This window comes from Ruegeria sp. AD6, from assembly GCF_056542325.1.
Genome location: NZ_JBQFZQ010000003.1, coordinates 131,605 through 153,987 on the forward strand (window position 1 = coordinate 131,605; position 22,383 = coordinate 153,987).

Annotated in this window: 20 protein-coding genes and 2 tRNA genes; 11 read left to right on the forward strand and 11 right to left on the reverse strand. The window is 59.2% G+C overall.

What is annotated here, in order from left to right; genetic code table 11:
* The first annotated feature begins 116 nt into the window (after positions 1 to 116).
* Entirely contained in the window at positions 117 to 1,259 is a 1,143-nt protein-coding gene (locus ACR0KJ_RS09305; protein WP_480626509.1) for a DUF3095 domain-containing protein, read from the forward strand.
* A 4-nt stretch (positions 1,260 to 1,263) separates the two neighbouring features.
* Here the strand turns inward: ACR0KJ_RS09305 and ACR0KJ_RS09310 are convergent, their stop codons facing one another.
* Positions 1,264 to 2,034, reverse strand: coding sequence for an HpcH/HpaI aldolase family protein (locus tag ACR0KJ_RS09310; protein WP_170623416.1), 771 nt, complete (start codon positions 2,032 to 2,034; stop codon positions 1,264 to 1,266).
* Positions 2,035 to 2,224: 190 nt separating this feature from the next.
* Here ACR0KJ_RS09310 and hpaR point away from each other — a divergent pair, with 190 nt between their 5' ends.
* Both hpaR and ACR0KJ_RS09320 read left to right on the forward strand, forming a co-directional pair.
* Positions 2,225 to 2,659 carry a homoprotocatechuate degradation operon regulator HpaR gene (hpaR, locus tag ACR0KJ_RS09315; RefSeq protein ID WP_170453436.1) on the forward strand — a complete coding sequence of 145 codons (435 nt, stop codon included), beginning with the start codon at positions 2,225 to 2,227 and terminating at the stop codon, positions 2,657 to 2,659.
* A gap of 610 nt (positions 2,660 to 3,269) precedes the next feature.
* Positions 3,270 to 3,998 (forward strand): fumarylacetoacetate hydrolase family protein, encoded by a 729-nt coding sequence (locus ACR0KJ_RS09320; protein WP_480626510.1) that lies wholly within the window; start codon positions 3,270 to 3,272, stop codon positions 3,996 to 3,998.
* A gap of 3 nt (positions 3,999 to 4,001) precedes the next feature.
* On the opposite strand, the gene ACR0KJ_RS09325 is transcribed toward ACR0KJ_RS09320, so the two are convergent.
* Together ACR0KJ_RS09325 and ACR0KJ_RS09330 are read right to left on the reverse strand one after the other, a co-directional pair.
* Positions 4,002 to 5,216 carry a DNA glycosylase AlkZ-like family protein gene (locus ACR0KJ_RS09325; RefSeq protein ID WP_170453438.1) on the reverse strand — a complete coding sequence of 405 codons (1,215 nt, stop codon included), beginning with the start codon at positions 5,214 to 5,216 and terminating at the stop codon, positions 4,002 to 4,004.
* Positions 5,217 to 5,220: 4 nt separating this feature from the next.
* Positions 5,221 to 6,246 carry a LacI family DNA-binding transcriptional regulator gene (locus tag ACR0KJ_RS09330; RefSeq protein ID WP_170521041.1) on the reverse strand — a complete coding sequence of 342 codons (1,026 nt, stop codon included), beginning with the start codon at positions 6,244 to 6,246 and terminating at the stop codon, positions 5,221 to 5,223.
* A 138-nt stretch (positions 6,247 to 6,384) separates the two neighbouring features.
* Here ACR0KJ_RS09330 and ACR0KJ_RS09335 point away from each other — a divergent pair.
* Positions 6,385 to 6,461, forward strand: a tRNA-Arg gene (locus ACR0KJ_RS09335).
* Positions 6,462 to 6,463: 2 nt separating this feature from the next.
* Here ACR0KJ_RS09335 and arsB read toward each other — a convergent pair.
* From arsB to ACR0KJ_RS09355, 4 genes are read right to left on the reverse strand one after another with little or no spacing between them, the layout of a single operon-like run.
* Positions 6,464 to 7,486 (reverse strand): ACR3 family arsenite efflux transporter, encoded by a 1,023-nt coding sequence (gene arsB, locus ACR0KJ_RS09340; protein ID WP_480626511.1) that lies wholly within the window; start codon positions 7,484 to 7,486, stop codon positions 6,464 to 6,466.
* Complete coding sequence (gene arsJ, locus ACR0KJ_RS09345; RefSeq protein WP_480626512.1) at positions 7,483 to 8,748, reverse strand: organoarsenical effux MFS transporter ArsJ; 1,266 nt, start codon at positions 8,746 to 8,748, stop codon at positions 7,483 to 7,485. The genes arsB and arsJ overlap by 4 nt, the downstream gene beginning before the upstream one ends.
* Entirely contained in the window at positions 8,745 to 9,743 is a 999-nt protein-coding gene (locus ACR0KJ_RS09350) for an ArsJ-associated glyceraldehyde-3-phosphate dehydrogenase (RefSeq protein WP_480626513.1), read from the reverse strand. Before ACR0KJ_RS09350 ends, arsJ begins: the two co-directional genes overlap by 4 nt.
* Before the next feature lies 1 nt (position 9,744).
* A complete protein-coding gene (locus tag ACR0KJ_RS09355; RefSeq protein ID WP_170735616.1) occupies positions 9,745 to 10,572 on the reverse strand; it encodes an arsenate reductase/protein-tyrosine-phosphatase family protein in 828 nt (275 codons plus the stop codon).
* Positions 10,573 to 10,759: 187 nt separating this feature from the next.
* Here ACR0KJ_RS09355 and ACR0KJ_RS09360 point away from each other — a divergent pair.
* Positions 10,760 to 10,835: transfer RNA gene (locus tag ACR0KJ_RS09360), tRNA-Thr, on the forward strand.
* A gap of 599 nt (positions 10,836 to 11,434) precedes the next feature.
* Here the strand turns inward: ACR0KJ_RS09360 and ACR0KJ_RS09365 are convergent.
* Together ACR0KJ_RS09365 and ACR0KJ_RS09370 are read right to left on the reverse strand one after the other, a co-directional pair.
* Positions 11,435 to 11,839: a PaaI family thioesterase gene (locus ACR0KJ_RS09365; protein ID WP_170735618.1), complete on the reverse strand. Its 405-nt coding sequence runs from the start codon at positions 11,837 to 11,839 to the stop codon at positions 11,435 to 11,437.
* Between the two features lie 45 nt (positions 11,840 to 11,884).
* Positions 11,885 to 12,322 carry a hypothetical protein gene (locus ACR0KJ_RS09370; protein ID WP_480583467.1) on the reverse strand — a complete coding sequence of 146 codons (438 nt, stop codon included), beginning with the start codon at positions 12,320 to 12,322 and terminating at the stop codon, positions 11,885 to 11,887.
* Positions 12,323 to 12,560: 238 nt separating this feature from the next.
* On the opposite strand from ACR0KJ_RS09370, the gene ACR0KJ_RS09375 reads away from it, so the two are divergent.
* Genes ACR0KJ_RS09375 through ACR0KJ_RS09395 form a run of 5 tightly spaced genes read left to right on the forward strand, consistent with a single transcriptional unit; the run spans position 12,561 to position 19,310 of the window.
* Positions 12,561 to 14,135, forward strand: coding sequence for an ABC transporter substrate-binding protein (locus tag ACR0KJ_RS09375; RefSeq protein ID WP_480626514.1), 1,575 nt, complete (start codon positions 12,561 to 12,563; stop codon positions 14,133 to 14,135).
* A gap of 56 nt (positions 14,136 to 14,191) precedes the next feature.
* Entirely contained in the window at positions 14,192 to 15,745 is a 1,554-nt protein-coding gene (locus tag ACR0KJ_RS09380; RefSeq protein ID WP_480626515.1) for an ABC transporter substrate-binding protein, read from the forward strand.
* Positions 15,746 to 16,714 (forward strand): ABC transporter permease, encoded by a 969-nt coding sequence (locus tag ACR0KJ_RS09385; RefSeq protein WP_170521055.1) that lies wholly within the window; start codon positions 15,746 to 15,748, stop codon positions 16,712 to 16,714.
* On the forward strand, positions 16,711 to 17,625 hold the full coding sequence (locus tag ACR0KJ_RS09390; RefSeq protein ID WP_170521057.1) for an ABC transporter permease: 915 nt from the start codon (positions 16,711 to 16,713) through the stop codon (positions 17,623 to 17,625). Before ACR0KJ_RS09385 ends, ACR0KJ_RS09390 begins: the two co-directional genes overlap by 4 nt.
* Positions 17,622 to 19,310 (forward strand): ABC transporter ATP-binding protein, encoded by a 1,689-nt coding sequence (locus tag ACR0KJ_RS09395; RefSeq protein ID WP_480626516.1) that lies wholly within the window; start codon positions 17,622 to 17,624, stop codon positions 19,308 to 19,310. Before ACR0KJ_RS09390 ends, ACR0KJ_RS09395 begins: the two co-directional genes overlap by 4 nt.
* 31 nt (positions 19,311 to 19,341) lie before the next feature.
* Here the strand turns inward: ACR0KJ_RS09395 and ACR0KJ_RS09400 are convergent, their stop codons facing one another.
* A complete protein-coding gene (locus ACR0KJ_RS09400; RefSeq protein WP_480626517.1) occupies positions 19,342 to 20,106 on the reverse strand; it encodes a helix-turn-helix domain-containing protein in 765 nt (254 codons plus the stop codon).
* A gap of 106 nt (positions 20,107 to 20,212) precedes the next feature.
* Between ACR0KJ_RS09400 and ACR0KJ_RS09405 the strand changes: the two genes are divergently transcribed.
* Positions 20,213 to 20,641: a hypothetical protein gene (locus ACR0KJ_RS09405; RefSeq protein WP_480626518.1), complete on the forward strand. Its 429-nt coding sequence runs from the start codon at positions 20,213 to 20,215 to the stop codon at positions 20,639 to 20,641.
* A 21-nt stretch (positions 20,642 to 20,662) separates the two neighbouring features.
* On the opposite strand, the gene ACR0KJ_RS09410 is transcribed toward ACR0KJ_RS09405, so the two are convergent.
* Complete coding sequence (locus ACR0KJ_RS09410) at positions 20,663 to 22,153, reverse strand: chymotrypsin family serine protease (protein ID WP_480626519.1); 1,491 nt, start codon at positions 22,151 to 22,153, stop codon at positions 20,663 to 20,665.
* Positions 22,154 to 22,383: the final 230 nt, after the last annotated feature.

Sequence of the window (22,383 nt, forward strand, 5' to 3'; positions counted from 1 at the left end):
GGCACCAATCCTTGGCACGTCGTGGCAAAACGCACAAGCGCGTGTAGAATGTTGCAGAGGGCGGACTTCGATCACGTTTGAGCTAGCTTTTGGGTCAAGCCAATTTGAGGGGGACAATGAAAGACCTCCATTCTGCGTTTTATGAAAACCTTCCGCTGCTGCGGGATTTTAACCGGCTGGCAGACCCGTCGACCTTCGCACCCGTTCCCGATGACTGGATTCTGGGCGTCGCCGATATTGTCGATTCGACCGGAGAGATCGCGCGCGGGCGCTACAAGACGGTCAACATGGTCGGCGCGGCGGTAATCTCGGGCATGATCAACGCCATGGACGGCAAGCTGTTTCCCTATGTCTTTGGTGGCGACGGGGCCGGATTTGCGGTGCCACCCAGCGCAGCGGATACCGCGCGCACTACACTGTCTGACCTGCGGCGCTGGGCGGAGGAGGAATTCTCGATGCCCTTGCGCGCCGCCTTGGTGCCGGTGGCCGAGTTGCGCAAGGCGGGCAAGGATTTGCGCGTGGCACGCTACGCGCCCTCGAACGGGGTGGATTATGCCATGTTCACGGGCGGCGGACTGGCCTGGGCCGAGGCGCAGATGAAAGCAGGTGTGCATGAAGTACCTATGGCTGAGCCGGGCAGCCAACCGGATCTGACCGGCCTGTCCTGCCGCTGGTCCAACAGTCCGGCGCAGCATGGTCGCATCGTGTCGGTTGTGGTGCAGCCGACCGCAAGCGCCACCGAAAGCGACTTTGCCGATCTGGCGCAATCGGTTCTGCGCGCCTCGGACGGGTTGGCCCGTGCAGGCCATCCGGTGCCCGAGACGGGCCCGCCCATGACCTGGCCGCCCCCGGATGTGGGCTTGGATGCTCATGTGTCCCGCGCCGGGCGGAACCTGTTGGCGCAAAAGCTGATGCTGTTGGGTCAGAACCTGCTGATCGCGATGCTGTTCTGGACCGGCAAACGCATGGGCCAGTTCGAACCTGGGCATTACAGGCATATGGTCAGTCGCAACGCCGATTTCCGCAAATTCGATGACGGGCTGAAAATGACGCTGGATTGCGACCCGGCGACGTTGGCCCAGATCGAGCAGATGCTGGAAGAGGCGCGCGGGCGCGGCAAGATCAGATACGGCCTGCACGCGCAGGATGAGGCGATGATGACCTGCTTTGTCCCTGCAGCCACCCGCGACGACCATGTGCATTTTGTCGATGGTGCATCAGGTGGATATGCGCAGGCCGCAGCGGTCATGCGCGGCTAAGCGGTTATTCCGGCTTCCACTGTGCCGCCAGTGCACGGGCGGATTGCGCCAACAGCATCACGTCAATGCCCACGGCCAGAAACGCCGGATCCATCTCAAGATAGGCCGAGGTCGCCTCGTCATTCGTGCCCAAAATGCCCGGAGCCTTGCCGGCAGCCCTGATCCGTTTCATTGCGTCTGCGATCACCGCGCGAACCTCGGGCGCGGCGCTGTTGCCTTGGTGGCCCATATCCGTGGACAGATCGGCGGGGCCGATGAACACCCCGTCGATACCCTCGACCTGCAAAATCTCGTCCAGCGCCGCGATCCCGGCGCGGTTTTCCACCTGCACCAGCAGGCAGATTTCCTGATCGGCGGTTTGGATATAGTCTTTGACGGACCCATACATCGTCGCCCGCGCCGAGGTTGCCCCGACACCGCGCACCCCTTCGGGCGGATAGGTGCAGGCGCGGACAAGCGCGCGGGCCTGTTCAGCGCTTTCCACGATGGGCACAAGAATAGTCTGCGCGCCTGCATCCAGCACCATCTTGATCAGCCAGGTTTCCCCCACGGGCACACGCACCACCGGATGCGAGGGGCTGTTCGCCAAAGCCACCAACTGATCCCGGATCGAGCGGATGTCATTTGGCGCGTGTTCTCCATCGATGACCAGCCAATCGAAACCCGCGGTTCCCATGATCTCGGCGGTGATTGGTTCGGCAAAGCTCATCCAGCAGCCGATCTGCCGTTTGCCCTGTGTCAGAGCCTGTTTGAACGGGTTATGTGGGGCGGGCATTGGGAACACTCCTGTTTCAGGCTCTTGCGGTGTCAGTGAATTCCGCCAATTGGCCGGGGTCAAGTTCTACTTCTTTTCCCCGCGAATTAGCCGCCTCATCCCATTAAACAAAACAAAGCCAGATCGATTGGTATCACGAATTTCAACTGCAAAAACTTGCGCAATTTCTGGATTTAGGTGAGGATTCAGTATGACCGACGAACTTCCCCTAACGTCGCGATCTTTGCCCATTGCTTTGTTGCGGGCGCGGGAAAAGGTTATGGGACCCATTCGGAAATTGCTGGTGGACGCTGGTGTCACCGAACAGCAATGGCGGGTCCTGCGGGTGCTGAACGAAGAAGGCCCGCAAGAACCCACCCATATTGCCGAACGCGCCTGTCTTCTGTTGCCCAGCCTCACACGGATTCTGCAAAAGCTGGAACAGAAGAAGCTGATTGTCCGGCGCAGCCACCCTCAGGACCGACGTCGCCAGATCGTCGAGATCAGCGCCGACGGTATTCAGGTGATCCATGCCAATCTGGCCGTCAGCGTCGAACAGGCCGAGCGCATCCGCACCCAGCTTGGCCCGGACAAGCATGAAATGCTGCTGGATCTGTTGAACGAGCTGAAAGATCTGGAAAGCTAAGGGGCAAATTCGCGATTTGCATTAAAACCCCGCCGGAGATGGTAGGGGGAAATCTCCGGCGGGGTGGCCAGACCCGGACTGGAATTGTGCCTGGCCCGTGTTTCAGAAAGTGCAGAACCGAAAATGGCTCAGTACCGGGGTTTGGGGTCTAGGGGGTAGACCTTTGGCCCTTGCTCCTTCCGAAACAGTCGCGTCCAATTGCAGACTTGTGGGGTTGTCCGCAAGAGGTTTCTTCGAGTCAGTTTGGTCGTGCTGTTGTTCCGGTCTTCTATAGGACCGGATGTGTGTCTTTCCCTGTCTCGACGACAGGTGCCGTGCGGCAAATGTCTTTTTTGCTTCGATACCACGTGTTCTAGTGCGAAAGCCGCGGTTTCCAAGCTATATTCTTCAATTCAGGCATGTGGTCCTGCAACACATGCCTTTGAACGATCTGTGCCGGGGGTCAAAAAGCATGGACGCTCTGGACTTGATCAAACCGGGTTGATCAGATTCAGGGAACATATCTGTGGTTGTGTGCCGGAATTGAGCAGTTCCATGCCGAAACAATCTAAAGGCGTTGGTAAAAACAGGCGTGTTTCCGCCGGTTGCCGATGGCGCGGTCTTAACTAAGATGCGTCTGAACACGCAATTAGGGGTCATCGTGCAACACTATTTGTTTCCGGTTCCGGACACGCTCGGCCTTCCTGTTGTCGGGGAAAGGGCCTTTTATCCCGTCGGTCGCATCTTTTGCGTCGGTCGAAACTATGCCGCTCATGCCGCCGAAATGGGGCATGAGGTTGATCGCGAGGCGCCTTTTTACTTCACCAAATCCGCCGCCAATGCCGTTTTGACGGATGCGACAGTGCCCTATCCGCCCGGCACAGGGAATTACCACCACGAGATGGAGCTTGCGGTTGCCATTGGCAAACCGGTGTTCAAGGCCACCCGTGCGCAGGCATGGGAGGCGGTCTACGCCTATGGCTGCGCGCTGGATATGACCCGTCGTGACCTGCAAATCCGCGAACGCAACAAGCAACGACCTTGGGATCTGGGCAAGGACGTCGAAAACGGCGCGGTTTTTGCGCCGCTGACCCCGGCCGCCGGTTGGTCGCCCGACGATGACAAGCGCATCCACCTGAGCGTCAATTCCGAAGTCCGTCAGGACGCGACCCTGCAAGAGCTGATCTGGAAGATCGATGAGATCATCTGCCACCTGTCCGGTTTCTATCACTTGCGCCCCGGCGATCTGATCCTGACCGGTACACCTGCCGGAGTCGGGCCAGTGGTTGCAGGGGACAAAATCGAAGGCGGGATTGACGGGTTAGAGCCCATTCGTCTGACACTGACAGACGCAGAATAGACCCTATTTAGGGTCTTTCAGCCAATCCTGCGCAAACTCGACCCTATCCAGACCGGCAAAGCGGCGGACCCGATCCAGTTCCGCGTCCAATCGACGGGTGCGGGCGTCCGACCACCGGACCTTGCGCTCGGGCCACATGGCTTTGACCCGCAAAACGCCCGCATCCCGATGGGCTTTCATGTCGATCCGCCCGATCAGCTTGTCGCCCTCAAGCAGGGGGAATACGTAGTAGCCATAGGTCCGTTTCGCCTCGGGCACAAAAACCTCGATCCGATAGTAGAAGCCGAACAACCGCTCGGCCCGGTTTCGGTCGCGCAACATCGGGTCAAACGGGCTGAGCACCCGGATGCGGCCCGTGGGCTGCGGCAGGTCATACGAAGCGTCGATCAGGTCGGGTCGCGCGAACAGCTTGCGCGCGCGCCCGTCCACACAGGTGATCTCAATCTCTTCCAGAGCACCTGATTTCAGCCCCCTGGCGCACCAATTCTTCGCCTCTGCCGGGCTGACCGTATCCCAGAATGCGGCCAACTCGCCCGAGGTTGCAAAGCCAAGCCGGTCCAGTGCCGCGTTGCATAGCCAATCGACCGTCGCCGCTTCGTCACAAGGTCGCTGTCCGGGGCACAGATGTGTTTCGATCACCCGCTCGGTCAGGTCATAGCGTTTCTGAAATCCGTCGCGCCCCACAACGGTCAAAGCCCCCGACCGCCACAGAAACTCAAGCGCGGTCTTGGACGGGTGCCAATCCCACCAGCCGCCAGAGCCCTTCTTTTCGTCCTTCCCGACATCCGAAGACGACACCGGCCCATGGTCGCGGATATGATCCAAAACGATCTGGAACTGCTGTTCGAACCCGTCCCGGCGCCAGTTCTTCCAGCGCGACTTAAGCAACGCTGCATCGCGCTGAAATCGCAGATGCCAATGGCGATAGTAGTCCATCGGAATGACGGCGGCATCATGGGTCCAGTGTTCGAACAAGGCCCGATCCCGCTCGTACAGGCGTTTGAGGTTGCCGCTGCGATAGCTGGGCCTGCGCGAGAACAGGATCATGTCATGGGCGCGGGCGACGGTGTTAATGCTGTCCAGTTGTACAAAACCCAGCCGCTGGATCAGATCCAGCAACTCCGCGCCTTTTGCACCGCCCGCAGGTGGCTCGGCCAGCGCGTGGCGATCCATAAACAGCGCCCGCGCCGTCCGGTTGTCTAACCGTCGCAGCGCCATTGGGTCAGCGCCGCTTCAGCGTATCGCCATAGCTGATCTTGGGGGTCAGGGTCACACGGGTTTCGATCTCGGAATTCGGATCTTTAAGCCGTTCGGCAATGATCTCGGCCGCCTGGCGACCAATCTCCAACCGGCAGGCATCCATCGTCGCCAATTTCCGCGGCAGGCCCTGCAGCAATTCCACGTTGTTGAACCCGGCCAGACCGATTTGTCCGGGAATGTCGATGCCCTGCTCCAGCAGATACAACAGCCCGCCCGCACCGATCATGTCGTTGGAATAATACAGAAAATCTAACTCGGGTGAGCGTTCCAGCATGGTCTGCGTCATCTCACGGCCCTTGGCCAGAGCGGAGCCGCCGGAATAGAACTCACGATCCTCGATCTCGATCCCGTGCTTGCCCAGCACCTCGGTAAACCCTTCGAACCGCTTCCGTGCCCGGTGATCCAAAGGCATCTTGGTGCCCATGAACCCGATATGTTCATAGCCCGCTTTAAGGATCGCCTGCGCCATCTCACGACCCGCGCGACGGTGGGAAATGCCCACCATTGCGTCCACCGGCTTGCCGTCGGTATCCATGATCTCGACCACCGGAATACCGGCTGAATCCAGCATGGCCCGCGCCGCTTCGGTGTGTTCCAGCCCCGCAATGATCACGCCCGAAGGCCGCCACGAGAGCATCTCGTACAGCACCTTCTCTTCCTTTTCAGGCAAATAATCGGTGACGCCCACCACCGGCTGCAATTCGGTATCTTCCAGCACCTGATTGATGCCGGTCAGAACCTCGGGGAACACCATGTTCGACAGCGACGGGATGATCACCGCGACCAGATTGACCCGGCTGGACGCCAGCGCACCGGCGATCTTGTTGGGGACGTAGCCCAGTTCTTTGGCCGCAGCCAGAACGCGGGTGCGGGTGGCGTCGGACACGTCGCCCCGGTTACGCAGGACCCGGCTGACGGTCATCTCGGAGACCCCCGAAGCCTCGGATACATCGCGAAGGGTAAGCGGGCGTTTAGTTTCAGTATTCACGAGAGGGCACCTGCGTTGTTGTTTTGCCCGATGGTAGCGTGAACAGGGCGCAGTTTACAACTGTTCTACGAACCCGCCGTAAACCCGCCGTAAACCCCATGACAAGCCGAAAAAACACAGGTACAGAGACCCTTGCGCGGCCCCGTGGCTCAACTGGATAGAGCAGCCCCCTCCTAAGGGGCAGGTTGCAGGTTCGAATCCTGCCGGGGTCGCCAGTTTAGGTTGTTATTGGCTCTGGAAACCGCGCGCGGGTGCGGTTGGCGAAGGCGACCAGGGACAACATGACCGGAACCTCGACCAGAACGCCCACGACCGTTGCCAGCGCCGCGCCCGAGTTCAGCCCGAACAGGCTGATGGCGACGGCCACGGCCAGTTCAAAAAAGTTCGATGTGCCGATCATCGCGCATGGGGCGGCGATGCGGTGGGGGACTTTCAGTGCGTAGGCGGCTCCGTAGGCCAGGGCAAAGATGCCGTAGCTTTGGATAAGGATCGGGACGGCGATCAGGACGATGACCATCGGTTTCGACAGGATCGTCTGGCCTTGCAGACCGAACAGGATCACAACCGTTGCGATCAGGCCCATGATGGACCATGGCTTGACCCGGGCCGAGAAGGCATCGATGGCCTGTTGCGAGCCCAGCTTGCGCCGCGTGATCAGCCCGGCGATCAGGGGCAGCACAACATACAGAACCGTGGCCAGTACCAAGGTCTGCCACGGGACCGAGATGTCGGTGACGCCGAGCAGAAACGCCACGATGGGCGCGAAAGCCACAACCATGATCAGGTCGTTGACCGAAACCTGCACCAGCGTATAGGTCGCATCCCCCTTGGTCAGCTGGGACCAGACGAAGACCATCGCCGTGCAAGGGGCCGCGCCCAGCAGGATCAGGCCGGCGGTGTATTGGGCCGCATCCTCGGGTTTGATCCACGGGGCGAAGACATAGTCGAAGAACAGTACGGCCAGCAGCGCCATGGTGAACGGTTTGATCAGCCAGTTGACGACCAGCGTCACGATCAGCCCCTTTGGTTGGCGCGCCACGCCCGCGACCGCCCCGAAATCGACGCCAACCATCATCGGATAGACCATGGCCCAGATCAGGATGGCGACCACAAGGTTGACGCTGGCGACCTCAGCCGAGGCGACCAGCCCGACGAGGCCGGGCGCGGCCAACCCGATCAACACGCCCGCGACCATGGCGAGAGCAACCCAGATGGTCAGGTAGCGTTCGAATATGCTCATGAATATGCCTCGGACGTTTGGTCGGTCAGTTTGCCCGATGTCAGCGCAGCCAGCGCAACCATCACCGCCGCCGTGCCCAGCACAAGGGACAGACCGCCGATCTGATAGGTGAGGCCGGACAGGACGGTGCCGACCAAACGGCCCGTTGCGTTGGCCATGTAATAAAAGCCTACGTCCATCGTGACCCGCTCAGATTTGGTGAAAGCGAGGATCAGGTAGGAATGCAGGGATGAGTTGACAGCGAAGATCGCTCCGAACACCAGCAGGCCGATGACCAACGTGATCGTCAGCCACGTCTCGGGTCCCGAGGACAGCAAAACAGCCAGTGTCAGAGCCGCAGGAATGCAGAACAAACCTGCCGCCCAGCTGCGGGCGGCGCGGATCAGGTCACCCTCGCTGCGGTCCGAGGCGCGCAGGATCTTGGGGGCGCTGGCCTGTACCGCGCCGTAGAGGATGACCCATATCGCCATGAACGTGCCGATCATGAAGAACGCGGCGCGATTGCCATCCTCGGTGCCGTCGGACAGGACGGCGTAGAAATAGATCGGGATGCCGACCACGAACCAGACATCCCGCGCGCCGAACAGAAAGACGCGGGCCGCTGACAGCCAGTTCACGTTGGCGGATTTCGAGAACACCTCGGAGAATTTCGCGCCTTTGCGCCCTTTGGGCAGCCCCGGCGGCATGAACCGGATGACGGCGAACAGGATCACTGCCAGAACAACAGCCATGACCACGATGGCGGTCATGAAGCCCAGCGTTGCCAGCATCGCAGCACCCAGCAGAAAGCCCAAACCTTTGACTGCGTTCTTGGACCCGGTCAGCACGGCAACCCAGCGGAACAGCCCGCCGCCCTCGGCTGGGGCCAGCAGTTTGACAGCGGATTTCGAGGACATTTTCGCCAGATCCTTGGCCACCCCGCTGGCCCCTTGCACAACCATGACAAAGGCAACCGATGTGGCGACGGTCCAGTGCGGGTCCAGAAAGGTCATTGTCAGCAGCGCCGCGACCTGTAGCCCCAGCCCGGCATAAAGGGTCGAGGTCAACCCGAACCGCGCCGCAATCCAGCCCGCGGCCAGGTTTGTCACCATCCCGGCGATTTCGTAGAGAACAAACAGATACGCCAACTGCACCGGCGAGAATCCCAACGTATGAAAGTGCAGCAGCACCAGCATCCGCAAGGCCCCGTCGGTCAGCATAAAGGCCCAATAGGCCGCCGTGACCGCGATATAGGCCGACAGTCCCTCGGGCCGGTTGGTCACAGCGAGGCCCCGACCATCAGCGCCACATCCACCAGACGGTGGGCATAGCCCATTTCGTTGTCATACCAGGCGTAGATTTTCACCTGCGTGCCGTTCACCACCATGGTCGACGGCGCATCGACGATCGAGGAGCGTTCGTCATTGGTGTAGTCAGTCGAGACCAAAGGCCGGGTTTCATAGCCCAGAATACCCTTCAATTCGCCTTCGGCAGCGGTTTTGAACAGGGCGTTGACCTCTTCAACCGTGGTATCGCGCTCGACCTCGAACACGCAATTGGTCAGCGAGGCGTTCAACAGCGGCACCCGCACTGCATGGCCGTTCAGGCGTCCTTTGAGCTCTGGATAGATCAGTGTGATCGCGGTGGCTGACCCGGTTGTGGTCGGGATCAGCGAGTTCAGCGCAGACCGCGCGCGGCGCAGGTCCTTGGCGGGGCGGTCCACGATGGTCTGCGTGTTGGTCACGTCATGGATCGTCGTTATCGAGCCGTGTCGGATGCCCAGATTCTCGTGGATCACCTTGACCACCGGGGCGAGGCAGTTGGTCGTGCATGAGGCCGCCGTCACGATCTGATGAGCGGCAGGGTCGTAGATCGCATCATTGACCCCAAAAACGATGTTGGCGGTTGGTCCGTCCTTGACCGGGGCCGAGACGACAACCTTCTTCACGCCCGCGTCGAAATAAGGGGCCAGCTTCGCCTGGGTCTTGAAGACGCCGGTGCAGTCGATCACCACATCGACACCGTCCAATGGCAGGGCACTCAGGTCCTTGGTGCCGATAAAGGGCAGACGGGTGCCGTTGATGGTGACGCTGTCGGTGTCATGATCGAATGTTGCATCCCAGCGGCCGTGCACAGTGTCGAACTCCAGCAGATGCGCGTGCATCTCGGGGTCGCCGACCGCGTCATTGATCCAGGCGATCTTTGCGCCTTTCTCCAGCAATGGCTTGAGCGCCAGTTTTCCAATTCGGCCCAGGCCGTTTACAGCATATGTGGTCATATCATTCCCCGACCGAGTTTCTGCCGATGTCATCGACAGCAGATTGCAGCGCGATCCGGTCAAGGCTTTCGACCGGCAGTGATGTGAAGGCTTCGATCCGGTGCTTCAACGCGCCATAGGCGCTTTGGAACGCCAGACTTTTCTCGGCATCGGTTCCGGTGGCTTTGACCGGATCTTCCATGCCCCAATGGCCGCTGATGGGCTGACCTTCCCAGGCCGGGCATTCTTCGTTGGCGGCCTGATTGCAGACGGTAAAGACGAAATCCATTTCCGGTGCGTCCTCGGTTGCGAACTCGGACATATGCTTTGACCGCAGCACCGAGGTGTCATGCCCTTTGTCCTTCAACACCTGAACGGCGAACGGGTTCAGTTCGGACGCGGGCTGGGTTCCGGCGGAATGCACATTGAACCGATCCCCACCGAGTTGGCGCAGCAGGGATTCGGCAAAGATCGAGCGGGCAGAATTGCCAACACACAGAAAAAGGACGTTGAACTTGCGATCTGTCATAGTGTCATTTCCTTTTGTGAAAGGCATGCAGATGTCCGGGCGGCCCCGGCAGCAATCGACAATCAGAAAATCCAGCATCCCCTGCACATTCTTCATGTCGACCGAGTAGCGCAGCGAAGTTCCGGATCGTTCCTGAGTGACCAGCCCCGACCGTTGCAGTGCGTTCAGGTAGTTCGACATGGTGCTGGGTTTGATGCCCAGTTCCCCCGCAAGCTCGCCCGCAGGCACGCTGTCAGGAAACCGTCGCATTAACATGCGAAACACAGTGATACGCTGCGGGTGGCCCAGGATGGCCAGTTGGTCAGTGATTCTTTCTATCATATTTCATGAAATATCGAAATAAGAGTTGCAGATCAATTCGCGACTGGTGCCGTTACAAAAATTTCACAAACCAGGATGTCACCGCTGCGCAGCGTGATCAAAGCCCGGTTCCCGCGCATCTGGACTTGCAGGCGCAAGAGCGACGGTTTAAACGAGCCTTCACACCCGGGTCCGGGTGGCCCAAGGTGCCGCTGTAGCTCAGCTGGTAGAGCACGTCATTCGTAATGATGGGGTCGGGGGTTCGAGTCCCTTCAGCGGCACCAGTTCTTCTCAGTGAAAACGCCGTCGATTATTGACTCAATCGCTTCGGATGACAGTTGGATGGTCAGAATTGAAGCCATCATACAGCATTGAATCTGAGACGGCCGAAAAAACGACGTAACGTCGCTTTGGTTGACACTTTCCTTAACAAGTTGACGTAAGCGTCAACTATCGCTGGTTATTTTGACTGCGCGGTCAAAAACTGATGCAAATCGTCGATTCCTTCCCCCTTACGTCTCAAAACGAAACCCCTACATCCGCGGTGTCGCTGCGGGAAGCACTCACGGAAGGGGATCCTAGAGCCTGCCTCACCAGTTGCGCTCGGATGTGGCCCGCAGCGGCAAAGCTTGGGCAAATAAGTGGGAGGAGAGAATTTGATACCGTATGTCTTGTCTGTTCTTCGCAAGGCTCAAACGAGCGAGAACGCTGACGTGAATCATCACGATCACCAGTGCGTCATAGTATTGGACGAGGAACAGGGATCTCCCGGACTGAAGAAGGACGAGCTGCGGGATCTCTTTCATGTCGCGTTTGTCGAGATGGACCGGGACTTGCCAAAACGTCGAAAGAAAAAAGCACAGTCAAAGTCGACTTAGCACCATCAATCTGACCAGGTCAGCGTCAACTGCGTCTGTGTCACAATGGCAGCCGGGCGGCCGTCCGACAGCGCGACAGTGGTTTGCCATATCATCGTCTTCCGACCTCGGTGCAACGGAATGCAGGTCAGTGTGATCTGGTCTTCGATCTGAATTGGCCGAATAAAGTTGGTTTTGCTTTCCAATGTCGTGGTGCTGGCCCCTTCTTCGAGGTTCAGAGCCGCCGCAACACCGCCAATCGAGTCCGCTGCCCCCATGATCGCCCCACCGTGCATGACGCCGTTCCGGTTGCCCATGTCCGGTCTGACACGCAAAGTGGCAATGACTTTTTCTGGCTCAACCGATTTCAGCTCTAGCCCCAATGATTGAGAATAGGGCGGTAGCCAGTCCTGAGTATCTTTGTGCGGCATCTGTGTTTGGTTCTTTGATGATCTGACTTCAGTCATTGGCTTACTCTATTGCCATACGTAATGCGGATTGCGTTCGCCTTTCAAAAACCGTGCAACATCAATTGCGTCAATGACCAATGAAACACTGTTGAAGCCTGCAAGAACACAAACCCACCAAAAAAGCGCAGGGTCCGTGTCTTTGTCCGGCAAATTAGAAACGAAATAGGCGATCATTGGGACCCATAGAAAGTGGCCTGCGCCAAGCAGCCTGACAAAACCCAATCTGAAGTAAATCACGATCATCAGCGAAATACCGACCCCGACCGCGACAAGGTTGAACCAAGCATAATAGGAATCGAGGAAGAGCAGAGAGGCCAGATTCACAAGTATCAGGCAGATGGCCCAAGCTCTGGCAATTGGCTTGAAGCGAAACAGAACGATCCAGAGAATTTCGAAGGCACGCATGCGCCCTACTTTATCATCAGCGCAATAGTTGTCAGTCACTATGGGAATAACCATCAGCTGCGGAGCACCCTCAAAACAGGGATTGAACCCGTCGGCGCATCCGAGCGAACACCAGCCCTCTTGGCCCAAGGCCCAGACCGATTCAGGGGACCCGACCCAGAATGATTGACATGCTCTCGCAGTTGGTATGCTATCCACTCCCATAACAATCACAGAAATTTGCGGCACTGCATCGTGAATTCGGTGCAGCTAAATGACTGCAAAAAGGGAGGAAATTATGAACAAACCAATGCTTGCACTTGCGGTGCTGATGACGTCGACGACGTTGGCCAGTGCGGAAACCCTGCGCTGGGCGCGCTCGGGCGATGCGCTGACGCTGGATCCGCATTCGCAAAACGAAGGGCCCACGCATACCGTGCGCCATCAGATGTATGAACCGCTGATTATCCGCGATACATCCGGCGCTTTTGAGCCTGCACTTGCCACGGATTGGGCCCCCAGTGAGAGTGATCCCAATGTCTGGGTGTTCAACCTGCGTCAGGGCGTGAAGTTCCATGATGGGGCCGATTTCACGGCGGAAGACGTGGTGTTCAGCATCAACCGTGCCAAACAGCCGAACTCGGACATGAAGGAACTGATCAACTCGATCGTCGAAGTGCGCGCTGTCGATGACCACACGGTCGAGATTGTGACCGACGGCCCGAACCCGATCCTGCCGGCGAACCTGACGGACCTGTTCATCATGGATCAGGGCTGGACCGAGGCGAACAACACGGTCGATGTGCAGGATTTCGAAGGCGGAGAGATTACCTTTGCCACCACCAACGTAAACGGTACCGGGCCCTACAAACTGGTCAGCCGCGAGCCGGACGTGAAAACCGTGATGCAGCGGAACGAGGATTACTGGGGCCGCGATCAGTTCCCGATGGCGATCAGCGAAATCATCTATACGCCGATCCAGAACGACGCGACCCGCGTCGCGGCGATGCTGTCGGGTGAGGTGAATTTCCTTCAGGACATGCCGGTTCAGGATCTCGACCGGGTCAATGCCGTGGATGGTCTGGTTGTCAAACAGGCACCTCAGAACCGGGTGATCTTTTTTGGCATGAACCAGGGCGGGGATGACATCGAAGCGGATAATGTCGATGGCAAGAATCCTTTGGCCGATGTGCGCGTGCGTCAGGCCATGTCCAAGGCCATCAACCGCGACGCTATCAAGCAGGTGGTCATGCGCGGTCAGTCGCAACCTGCCGGGATGATCGCGCCGCCCTTCGTAAATGGCTGGACGGCCGAGATGGACGGTGAAAGCAGCACGGATGTCGAAGGCGCCAAGGCCCTGCTGGCCGAGGCGGGCTATCCTGACGGATTCTCGATCCGGCTGGATTGCCCGAACGACCGTTACATCAACGATGAAGGCATCTGTCAGGCCGCTGTCGGGATGCTGGGTCAGATCGGCATCACCGTGAATCTGGATGCCAAGCCCAAGGCGCAGCACTTCCCGCTGATCACGGATGGAAAGACCGATTTCTACATGCTGGGTTGGGGCGTTCCGACCTATGACTCGGAATACATCTTCAACTTCCTGGTTCACGGTCGTGAAAGCGACATTGGCACGTGGAACGGAACCGGCTTTGACAATGACGAGCTGGACGCCAAGATCAAGTCTCTGGCCTCGAACACGGACCTCGTTGCGCGCGATCAGGCTATCGCCGAGATCTGGCGCGTGGTGCAGGATGAACAGCTGTATATCCCGATCCACCATCAGGTGCTGAACTGGGGCATGGCCGAGAATCTGGACATCAACGTCGATCCCGAAGATCAGCCGATGGTGAAACATTTCGGCCTGAACTAACCCGTGTCGCCGGGCCTCGGGATACGGGGCCCGGCACCAAAAAAGTGGGAGCTATCATGAAACGTCTGACCACTGCCGCGCTTTTGGGCGCGCTTGCCATGCCGGTTGCGGCCGAAGAGTTCACCTTTGCCGTCACCACCGATCCGCAAACGATGGATCCTCATGCGGTGAATTCCGCCCCTGTTCTGGGGTTCCTGAACAATGTCTACGAAGGGCTGGTGCGTCGGGGCAAGGATATGACCATCGAACCGGCGCTGGCCACCAGTTGGGAAACCATCGGGGACGGTGCAGGCTGGCGGTTCAAGCTGCGCGAGGGCGTGACATTTCATGATGGGTCCGAATTCAATGCCGATGATGTGATTTTCTCGTATCAGCGCGCGTCCGATGAAAATTCAGACACCCGTAGTTGGTTCGCGCCGGTCAGTGAGGTGGTGAAAGTTAACGATTACACCGTCGATGTGATGACCACCGCGCCAAATCCGATCTTTCCTGACAGCATCGCCAACTGGATGATCATGGACAGCGGCTGGGCCGAGGCCAACGATGCCGCCCTTCCCGACAAAGAGGCCGGGAACCATGCGACGATTAACGCCAACGGCACCGGTGCCTTTCGTGTCACCGCACGCGAACCGGGGTTGCGTTCTGTCCTTGAGCCTTTCGAGGGCTGGTGGGACGAGGCAGAGCACAACCTGACCCGCGCCGAACTGGTGCCGATCCAGAACCCGGCAACCGCTCTGGCGGCTCTGCTGTCGGGCGATGTGGATTTTATTAACCCGGTCCCCATTCAGGATGTGGCGCGGTTGCAGGGCAACCCGGATGTGAAAGTCATTCAGGGGATCGAAGCGCGCGTGATTATGCTGGGCTTTGACCAGAAAGAAGGCGCAAGCGAGGCCGGGCAGGGTGATTCCGACCTGTTCCTTGATCCGCGAACCCGCGAGGCGGTGGCCAAGGCGGTTAACGTTCCGGCCATCCTTCAGACCATCATGCGTGGCAATGCCGAGGTAGCCAGTCAGTTGGTCAGCCCGGCGATGCGCGGCTATTCAGCGGCCAATTCAAACCCTTACGCCTATGACCCCGATGGGGCCAAGGCGCTGCTTGCCGAAGCGGGGGCAGAGGGGGCCGAGGTCAGCTTCAAATGCTCCAACAATCGCTATCTGAATGATGAAGCGGTTTGTCAGGCGATCACCGCCATGCTGACGCAGGCCGGGCTGAATGTGACGCTGGATGCGATGCCGGTGCAAAACTACTGGCCGGAACTGCGGGCCGACAATTTCGACATGTATCTTCTGGGCTGGTCGCCTGGCACGTTTGATGCCGAACATCCCGTGCGCTTTCTCGCCGCGACCCCGAATGAGGAAAAGAAGCTGGGTTCGTGGAACTTTGGCGGCTATTCGAACCCTCGCGTGGATGAACTGCTGCCGCTGATCCAGTCCGAGATTGACGAACCCGCACGTCAGGCAATGCTGGATGAGGTCGCAGGTATCCTGCAGGACGAGGTAGCTTACGTGCCGCTTTACGTTCAGCCTTTGGTCTGGGGTGCCCGCAGCAATATCGAGCTGACGCAACGGCCCGACAACTTCTTTCTTCTGCGCTGGGTCACGGTCAACTAAATGCTGTCATACATCATCAGGCGTGTGGCCCAGTCGGCGCTGGTTCTGTTCGTCGTGGGCCTTGTCGCCTTTTCCATGTTCCGCTTTGTCGGTGATCCGATCGACAACATGCTGGGGCAGGAACGGACCATGGAAGACGTGGAACGGTTGCGCAGCCAATTGGGCCTCGATCAGCCATTTCCGGTGCAATATGTGAAGTTCCTGCAAGAGGCGGTGCAGGGCAATTTCGGCGTCAGCTTCCGCCAGGGTCGCCCGGTGGCCGAGATTCTGGCCGAACGCGCCCCTGCGACGCTGGAACTGGCAATGGTGTCAGCCGTGTTTGCCATTGTTCTGGGCATTGCGCTGGGCGTCTTTACCGCAATCCGGCGGGACGGGTTTGCGGCGAATTTCATCATGTCGGCCTCGCTGATCGGGGTGTCTCTGCCCACCTTCCTGATCGGTATTCTGTTGATCTACGTCTTCTCGGTCGAACTGGGCTGGCTGCCCAGCTTTGGGCGCGGTGAGGTCGTTGACCTTGGCTGGTGGAACACCGGGTTCCTGACCGCCAGTGGCCTCAAGGCGTTGATCCTGCCCGCGATCACGCTGGGATTGTACCAAATGACCCTGATCATGCGGCTGGTGCGATCCGAGATGCTGGAGGTGCTGCGGCAGGACTACATCCGCTTTGCCCGCGCCCGTGGACTGAGCGACCGGACCATAAACTTCCGCCATGCGCTGAAAAACACCATGGTTCCCGTCATCACCATCATTGGCCTGCAATTGGGGGCCATCATCGCCTTTGCCATCATCACCGAAACGGTGTTCCAGTGGCCGGGCCTTGGCCTTTTGTTCATCAATGCAATCCAGTTCGTGGATATTCCTGTCATGGCAGCTTACCTGATGATGATCTCGGTCATCTTCGTCACCATCAACCTTGCGGTCGACATCCTTTACGCCTTCATCGACCCGCGCCTGAGGGTCAGCGCATGAGCCGAGTAAGACGCATTCTGGACAGCGACCAGTTCTACGCCTTTCGCCGCTCGCCCGTGGCCATAGTCTCTGCGACGGTGGCTTTGGTGCTGATCCTTGCCACCATCCTTGCACCGCTGATTGCGCCGACGAACCCGTTTGATCCGGCCAGCCTGAACCTGATGAATGGCTTCACCCCGCCCATGGAGCCCAATGCCTTTACCGGTGAAAGCTTCCTGATGGGCACCGACGATCAGGGCCGGGATGTGTTCTCAACCATTCTCTACGGCATGCGAATCTCGCTGTTTGTGGGCGTGGCGGCGGTTCTGTTTGCCATGGTTCTGGGGATCATTCTGGGCTTGCTGTCCGGCTATTTCGGCGGCTGGACCGAAACCATCATCATGCGTACGGCGGATGTGCAGCTGACCTTCCCATCAATCCTTCTGGCCATGCTGATCTTTGGCATCGCCAAGGGCATCACGCCCATTGAATACCGAGACCAGATGGCGATCTGGGTGCTGATCCTTGCCATTGGCCTGTCCGACTGGGTGCAGTTCGCACGCGTCGTCCGGGGTGCCACGCTGGTTGAAAAGAACAAGGATTACGTCGCCGCCGCGCGCATCATTGGGCAAAGCCCGCTGACCATCATGCTGCGCCATATCCTGCCCAACGTGCTGTCACCGGTGCTGGTGATCGCCACCATCTCATTGGCGCTGGCGATCATTGCCGAGGCGACGCTCAGTTTCCTTGGTGTTGGTGCGCCGCCTACGCAACCGTCGCTGGGCACGCTGATCCGTATCGGGCAGGGCTTCCTGTTCTCGGGTGAGTGGTGGATCCTGTTCTTCCCCGCCTGCACCCTGCTGGCGCTGGCGCTGAGTGTGAACCTGCTTGGCGACTGGCTGCGCGATGTTCTGAACCCGAGGCTGAAATGACCGACCCCGTTCTTTCGATCCGCAACCTGACGGTGGAAATCCCCACCCGCCACGGCATCTTCAAGCCGGTCGAGCATGTGACCTATGACCTACATCCCGGTGAAATCCGGGGCGTTGTCGGCGAAAGCGGGGCTGGAAAGTCCATGACCGGCAACGCCGTGATCGGCCTGCTGGACCCTCCGGCCCATGTCTCCGAGGGCGAGGTCTGGCTGAACGGTCGCCGGATTGACGAGTTGGACGCCGAGGACAAGCGCAGAATCCGGGGCAAAGAGATCGGGATGATCTTTCAGGACCCTCTGACCTCCCTGAACCCGCTGTTCACGGTGGGTGAGCAATTGGTCGAGACAATCCAGCTGCATCTTGGCCTGTCGGCGTCCGAGGCGAAGAAACGCGCCATTGCCCTGCTGGATCGGGTGTCCATCCCGGACCCGGCGGATCGGTTCAATCAATACCCGCACCAGTTTTCCGGCGGGATGCGTCAGCGGGTGGTGATCGCGCTTGCGCTGTGTACCGAACCCAGCGTGTTGATCGCAGATGAACCCACGACCGCGTTGGACGTGTCGGTGCAGGCACAAGTGCTGGATCTGATCAAGGAACTGGCCAAGGAACGTCAGGTCGGCGTGATTCTTGTGACGCATGACATGGGAGTCATTGCCGATACCACAGACACAGTGACCGTGATGTATTCCGGCCATGTGGTCGAGAGTGGCACCACCGATCAGATCCTCGGCGCACCCACGCATGACTATACCAAATCCCTGATTGCCGCTGTGCCGCGCCCGCACACCAAGGTCGAACGCTTTCCGGTCGTCAGCTATGGCGAGCGGGAGAGAACCTTCAAGATCGACGATCTGGCAGCCCATTGGGACAAAACCGATTTGTCCAGATCGGGCAAGCTGCTTGAGGTCGAGAACATCACCAAGACCTTCCTGCAAAAGGGCGGTCTGCTGCCGTCGCAGCGCAAGTACTTTACCGCCGTGGATCAGGTCAGTTTTGATATTCGCGACGGTGAGGTGTTTGGCCTTGTCGGCGAAAGCGGGTCCGGCAAATCCACTGTCGCACGGATGATCGGCACGCTTTATCCGGTGGACGGTGGCCAAGTGATCTTTGATGGGCAGGACGTGACCGCCATGGGGGCGGACGCACTGCAGGCCTATCGCCGCCAGATCCAGATGATCTTTCAGGACCCGTTCTCAAGCCTAAACCCCCGCATGAAGGTCGGGGACCTTGTGGCCGAGCCGATCCATCACCACAAAATCCTGCCAAAACCCGCCGTTGAGCCGCGCGTGCGCGAGTTGCTGGATTGGGTCGGTCTGGCCAAGGATGCCTGGCGCAAATACCCGCATGAATTCTCGGGCGGGCAGCGCCAGCGCATCTGTATCGCCCGCGCGCTGGCCACGCAGCCCCGGTTCCTGATCTGTGACGAGCCGACAAGCGCGCTGGACGTCTCGATTCAGGCACAGATTTTGAACATTCTGAAGGACCTACAGGATCACCTTGGCCTGACAATGCTGTTCATCAGCCACGATCTGCCCGTCGTGCGGCAGATGTGTGATCGGGTGGGCGTCATGCGACAGGGCAAACTGGTCGAGGTTCAGGACACCGATGCCCTATTCTCGGCCCCTCAGCATGCCTATACCAAAGAGCTGCTGGATTTGATGCCCCGGTTGAAGCAACTGGCGTAGTGGCACTGGTCAATTGCCGCTTGGGGCATCCTCAATGCTGCGCCGAATGGGACAAGGCTTGCAGGAAATCCGCGCTGGCATCATCGGACGGAAAGAACAGTTCGATCTTCAGATCATCCAGCGTCACATCCGTAACGGTGCTGAACTGTGCGATGGTGCCGAACATCGAAACGCGTTGGTCGCCAAACCGATAGATCGTCGGAATGGTTGGGCCAATTGCGGCGTCACTGCGAATCTGCGCCTGTTCCGCCAGGGCCCGCGCGGCGGCGTCCAGTTCCGGCAGGCCACCGGCATTGGCGCTTTCGGACCGCAGGCGCAGCATTGTGTGATGGGCAACCTCGGGCCAGTTCTCGACAAGCTCGGCCATCAGTGGGCTGGTGATCAGCGTCAGAAGGCTTTGACCTTGCGCGATCCCAAGCGGTGCAAACAGCATTTCGGCGGGTTTGTTCAGCCGAACAAGGTGCCACAGCCGGTCCAGCACCATTGCCGGGTAAGGTTCATGCTGTTTTAGCGTCCACTCCACGGCGCTGCGGATGGGGGCCATGGCGGCATCATCGAAGGGCGTCGCCGCAAATCGCGCGGCAAACCCTTCGGCCCGCATCATCTGATTGCGCGCATCGACCGGCACATCCATGACCTCGGACAGGTGCAGGATCATGTCCGGGCTGGGCCGGGACCTGCCGGTTTCTAGGAACGAGATATGGCGGGCGCTGACATCAGCCTCAACCGCCAGATCAAGCTGGCTCATCCGGCGCCGCTTGCGCCACTCTTTCAGCAATCGGGGATACGGGGTCATGGCGTCAGCCTAGCAATCACGGGTGCAGAAATCACTTACCTCTGACGTAATTGCTTTGTGTTCGGCGCATGGCGCATCAAGGGCGGGTCTTGAACAGGAGGGGACCATGACCCGACAACATTCCGCAATGCGCCTGTCCGGCATTATTCTGATCGTGACCGGCGTTCTATTCGCGCTTACCGCGCTTCCGGCTTTGCACGGTCTTGCGCATATTTTTCTGACGGTCGCGTATTGGCCGTTCCAAACGGTTCCTTCGGATATATCCGCTCCGACCACATTATTGCTGGCGATCACGGGCGGTCTGACGGCCGGGCTGGGCGCTATGCAATGGGCATTGGGTACCCATGTTGCGCCTTTGTCTGCGATGGTGGCCGCGAAGGTTGCAAAGATTGCAGCGTGGACATGGTTCTGCACCGATAGCGCAGGATCCATCCTTGTGGGCGCGCCGTTCAACGTTGTGCTGAACCTGTCCTTCCTGCTGCTGATCCTGTGGTCTTGCCGAACGCAGCCGGACGGCAATCCTGTCGCAACCTGATCTTGGCCTCGGCCCAACCGTTCAATAAGCGGCACCCTGTTCGAACAGGTCGGACAGGGACTTGCCCTCAACCACCTCCAGCATTTTGGCCATGGCCTGCACCGACGCCACCAGCTTTTCATCGCCGGATCGTTCGATCTCATGGATCAGTTTTTGCAGCCGCTTGACATCCTGGGCACAGATACGTCGGGACAAGACGTCACTTGTGGTGACCGCCCCGGACAGGATCGGGCCTATGGCGGCAACCGCGGCGCGGCGCACATCGCCATTTCGGATCATCAACTCGGTCAGGGCTGCGCGGTGTGCACTGACCAGAGTGTTCAACTGACGCCCGCTGCCCGATCCGTCCAGACGGGTCTGCAGATCGCGCCCAAGACCGCGGGCCGGGGACCCGGCCCTTGCCCAGCGTCTTTCGCGCGGTGTGAAGGGATGCAGCCCCGCCGCCGGTGACACATCTGCGTCGGGTGAGGTGAAGCCTGGCGCAACCGCCATCTCTTCGACAAAATCAGCAAACAGGCCATCGCAAATCGGTGCCAGATCAAGCTGCTCGAAAACATTTCGCATCTTGCAGGCCAGCCCGTCAGAATCCGTGGAACTGGCGAAATGCAGTCCCACAGCCGGGTGGATGACCGAGGACGTCGGCAACCCTGCCTGCGAAAACACGACAGAGCCCGAGTCGCCCGGTTCCGCCCAAACGCCACCGTCAGAGGCCTGAATCTGCACGACATCCTCGAAAAAGAAGATGTCGTCGGCCAGGAACACGGCAGTGTCCACATCCGCATCGACAATCTGGCCCTGGGTCAACCCGCTGGATTTGCCCGACTTCTGCACAGCCATGCCCAGCGTCGGTGTGTCCACCGCATAGATCGCCGAGCCGACGTTCAGCACAACGGTTTGCACCATGTCGGTGTTGGTGGGTTCGGCAATGGCCGCGTCGACGGTTCTGGTTTCGCCTGCCTGCAACTCAATCAGCCGCTTGACGGTTCCCACCCGGTCGTCCGTCACGTCGCCACCATCCGACAAGCCCGGCTGCAGCATCGGTCCGTTCAACAGGACCACAACGTCAAAGAACCCCACGACGTGACACGCCGTCAGCATCACAAAGCTTGCATCGGTCCGGTCCCACGCCCAGCCACCGATCGTGCCGGTAAAGACCGAGCCGCCGCTGACCCCGCCCGGCACGGGGCGGAACCTGTCTGTCGGGTCGGCAGTAAAGCGCATCGGCGGCTGCTCGATCACATCGGTCGGCAATTCGACCTCGCGCCCGTCGCGCTGCGACCAAGTTCGGAATGCGGCGGGCACCCGGCGATCCGGCGCTATTCGGTCTGTCGGGTGCTTGCAGCTGACATAGAACCGCAGGCACAGCGTATCGGTTGGTTTGCCCGATACGATTTTCTGCCCGATCCCAATCGCATGGGCGTCATATCGTCGAAACGCACCCTTGCCCAAATGCTGTTTCTTGTAGGCCCTGAGCAGCGGATAAAGATCGCCTTCGGCGTTCGGGGTAACCATCAAAAGCCCTCCTACGGCATGAAAAAAGTCAGCAACTATCAGGAGTGTTCGTGCGCTTGGCTTACCCATAGACTAGCACAGATTGGCCAGGCCTGCATCACCGCCAGGTTGTGCCGCGCTGGCATCGGCCATTTGCAGCCAAGCCCCAACGGGCAGTCGCGGAATCAGCCAAAATCGTGTATAATACAACCTGTGCAGGTATTTTTGACTGCATGTTTTTTATTTATTTT

What these genes read in the sequence shown, in the direction of transcription:
- ACR0KJ_RS09305 (WP_480626509.1), top strand. Translation starts at nt 117, where the DNA reads ATGAAAGACCTCCATTCTGCGTTTTATGAAAACCTTCCGCTGCTGCGG.
- ACR0KJ_RS09310 (WP_170623416.1), bottom strand. Translation starts at nt 2,034, where the DNA reads ATGCCCGCCCCACATAACCCGTTCAAACAGGCTCTGACACAGGGCAAA.
- hpaR (WP_170453436.1), top strand. Translation starts at nt 2,225, where the DNA reads ATGACCGACGAACTTCCCCTAACGTCGCGATCTTTGCCCATTGCTTTG.
- ACR0KJ_RS09320 (WP_480626510.1), top strand. Translation starts at nt 3,270, where the DNA reads ATGCGTCTGAACACGCAATTAGGGGTCATCGTGCAACACTATTTGTTT.
- ACR0KJ_RS09325 (WP_170453438.1), bottom strand. Translation starts at nt 5,216, where the DNA reads ATGGCGCTGCGACGGTTAGACAACCGGACGGCGCGGGCGCTGTTTATG.
- arsB (WP_480626511.1), bottom strand. Translation starts at nt 7,486, where the DNA reads ATGAGCATATTCGAACGCTACCTGACCATCTGGGTTGCTCTCGCCATG.
- ACR0KJ_RS09350 (WP_480626513.1), bottom strand. Translation starts at nt 9,743, where the DNA reads ATGACCACATATGCTGTAAACGGCCTGGGCCGAATTGGAAAACTGGCG.
- ACR0KJ_RS09355 (WP_170735616.1), bottom strand. Translation starts at nt 10,572, where the DNA reads ATGATAGAAAGAATCACTGACCAACTGGCCATCCTGGGCCACCCGCAG.
- ACR0KJ_RS09365 (WP_170735618.1), bottom strand. Translation starts at nt 11,839, where the DNA reads ATGCCGCACAAAGATACTCAGGACTGGCTACCGCCCTATTCTCAATCA.
- ACR0KJ_RS09375 (WP_480626514.1), top strand. Translation starts at nt 12,561, where the DNA reads ATGAACAAACCAATGCTTGCACTTGCGGTGCTGATGACGTCGACGACG.
- ACR0KJ_RS09380 (WP_480626515.1), top strand. Translation starts at nt 14,192, where the DNA reads ATGAAACGTCTGACCACTGCCGCGCTTTTGGGCGCGCTTGCCATGCCG.
- ACR0KJ_RS09385 (WP_170521055.1), top strand. Translation starts at nt 15,746, where the DNA reads ATGCTGTCATACATCATCAGGCGTGTGGCCCAGTCGGCGCTGGTTCTG.
- ACR0KJ_RS09390 (WP_170521057.1), top strand. Translation starts at nt 16,711, where the DNA reads ATGAGCCGAGTAAGACGCATTCTGGACAGCGACCAGTTCTACGCCTTT.
- ACR0KJ_RS09395 (WP_480626516.1), top strand. Translation starts at nt 17,622, where the DNA reads ATGACCGACCCCGTTCTTTCGATCCGCAACCTGACGGTGGAAATCCCC.
- ACR0KJ_RS09400 (WP_480626517.1), bottom strand. Translation starts at nt 20,106, where the DNA reads ATGACCCCGTATCCCCGATTGCTGAAAGAGTGGCGCAAGCGGCGCCGG.
- ACR0KJ_RS09405 (WP_480626518.1), top strand. Translation starts at nt 20,213, where the DNA reads ATGACCCGACAACATTCCGCAATGCGCCTGTCCGGCATTATTCTGATC.
- ACR0KJ_RS09410 (WP_480626519.1), bottom strand. Translation starts at nt 22,153, where the DNA reads ATGGTTACCCCGAACGCCGAAGGCGATCTTTATCCGCTGCTCAGGGCC.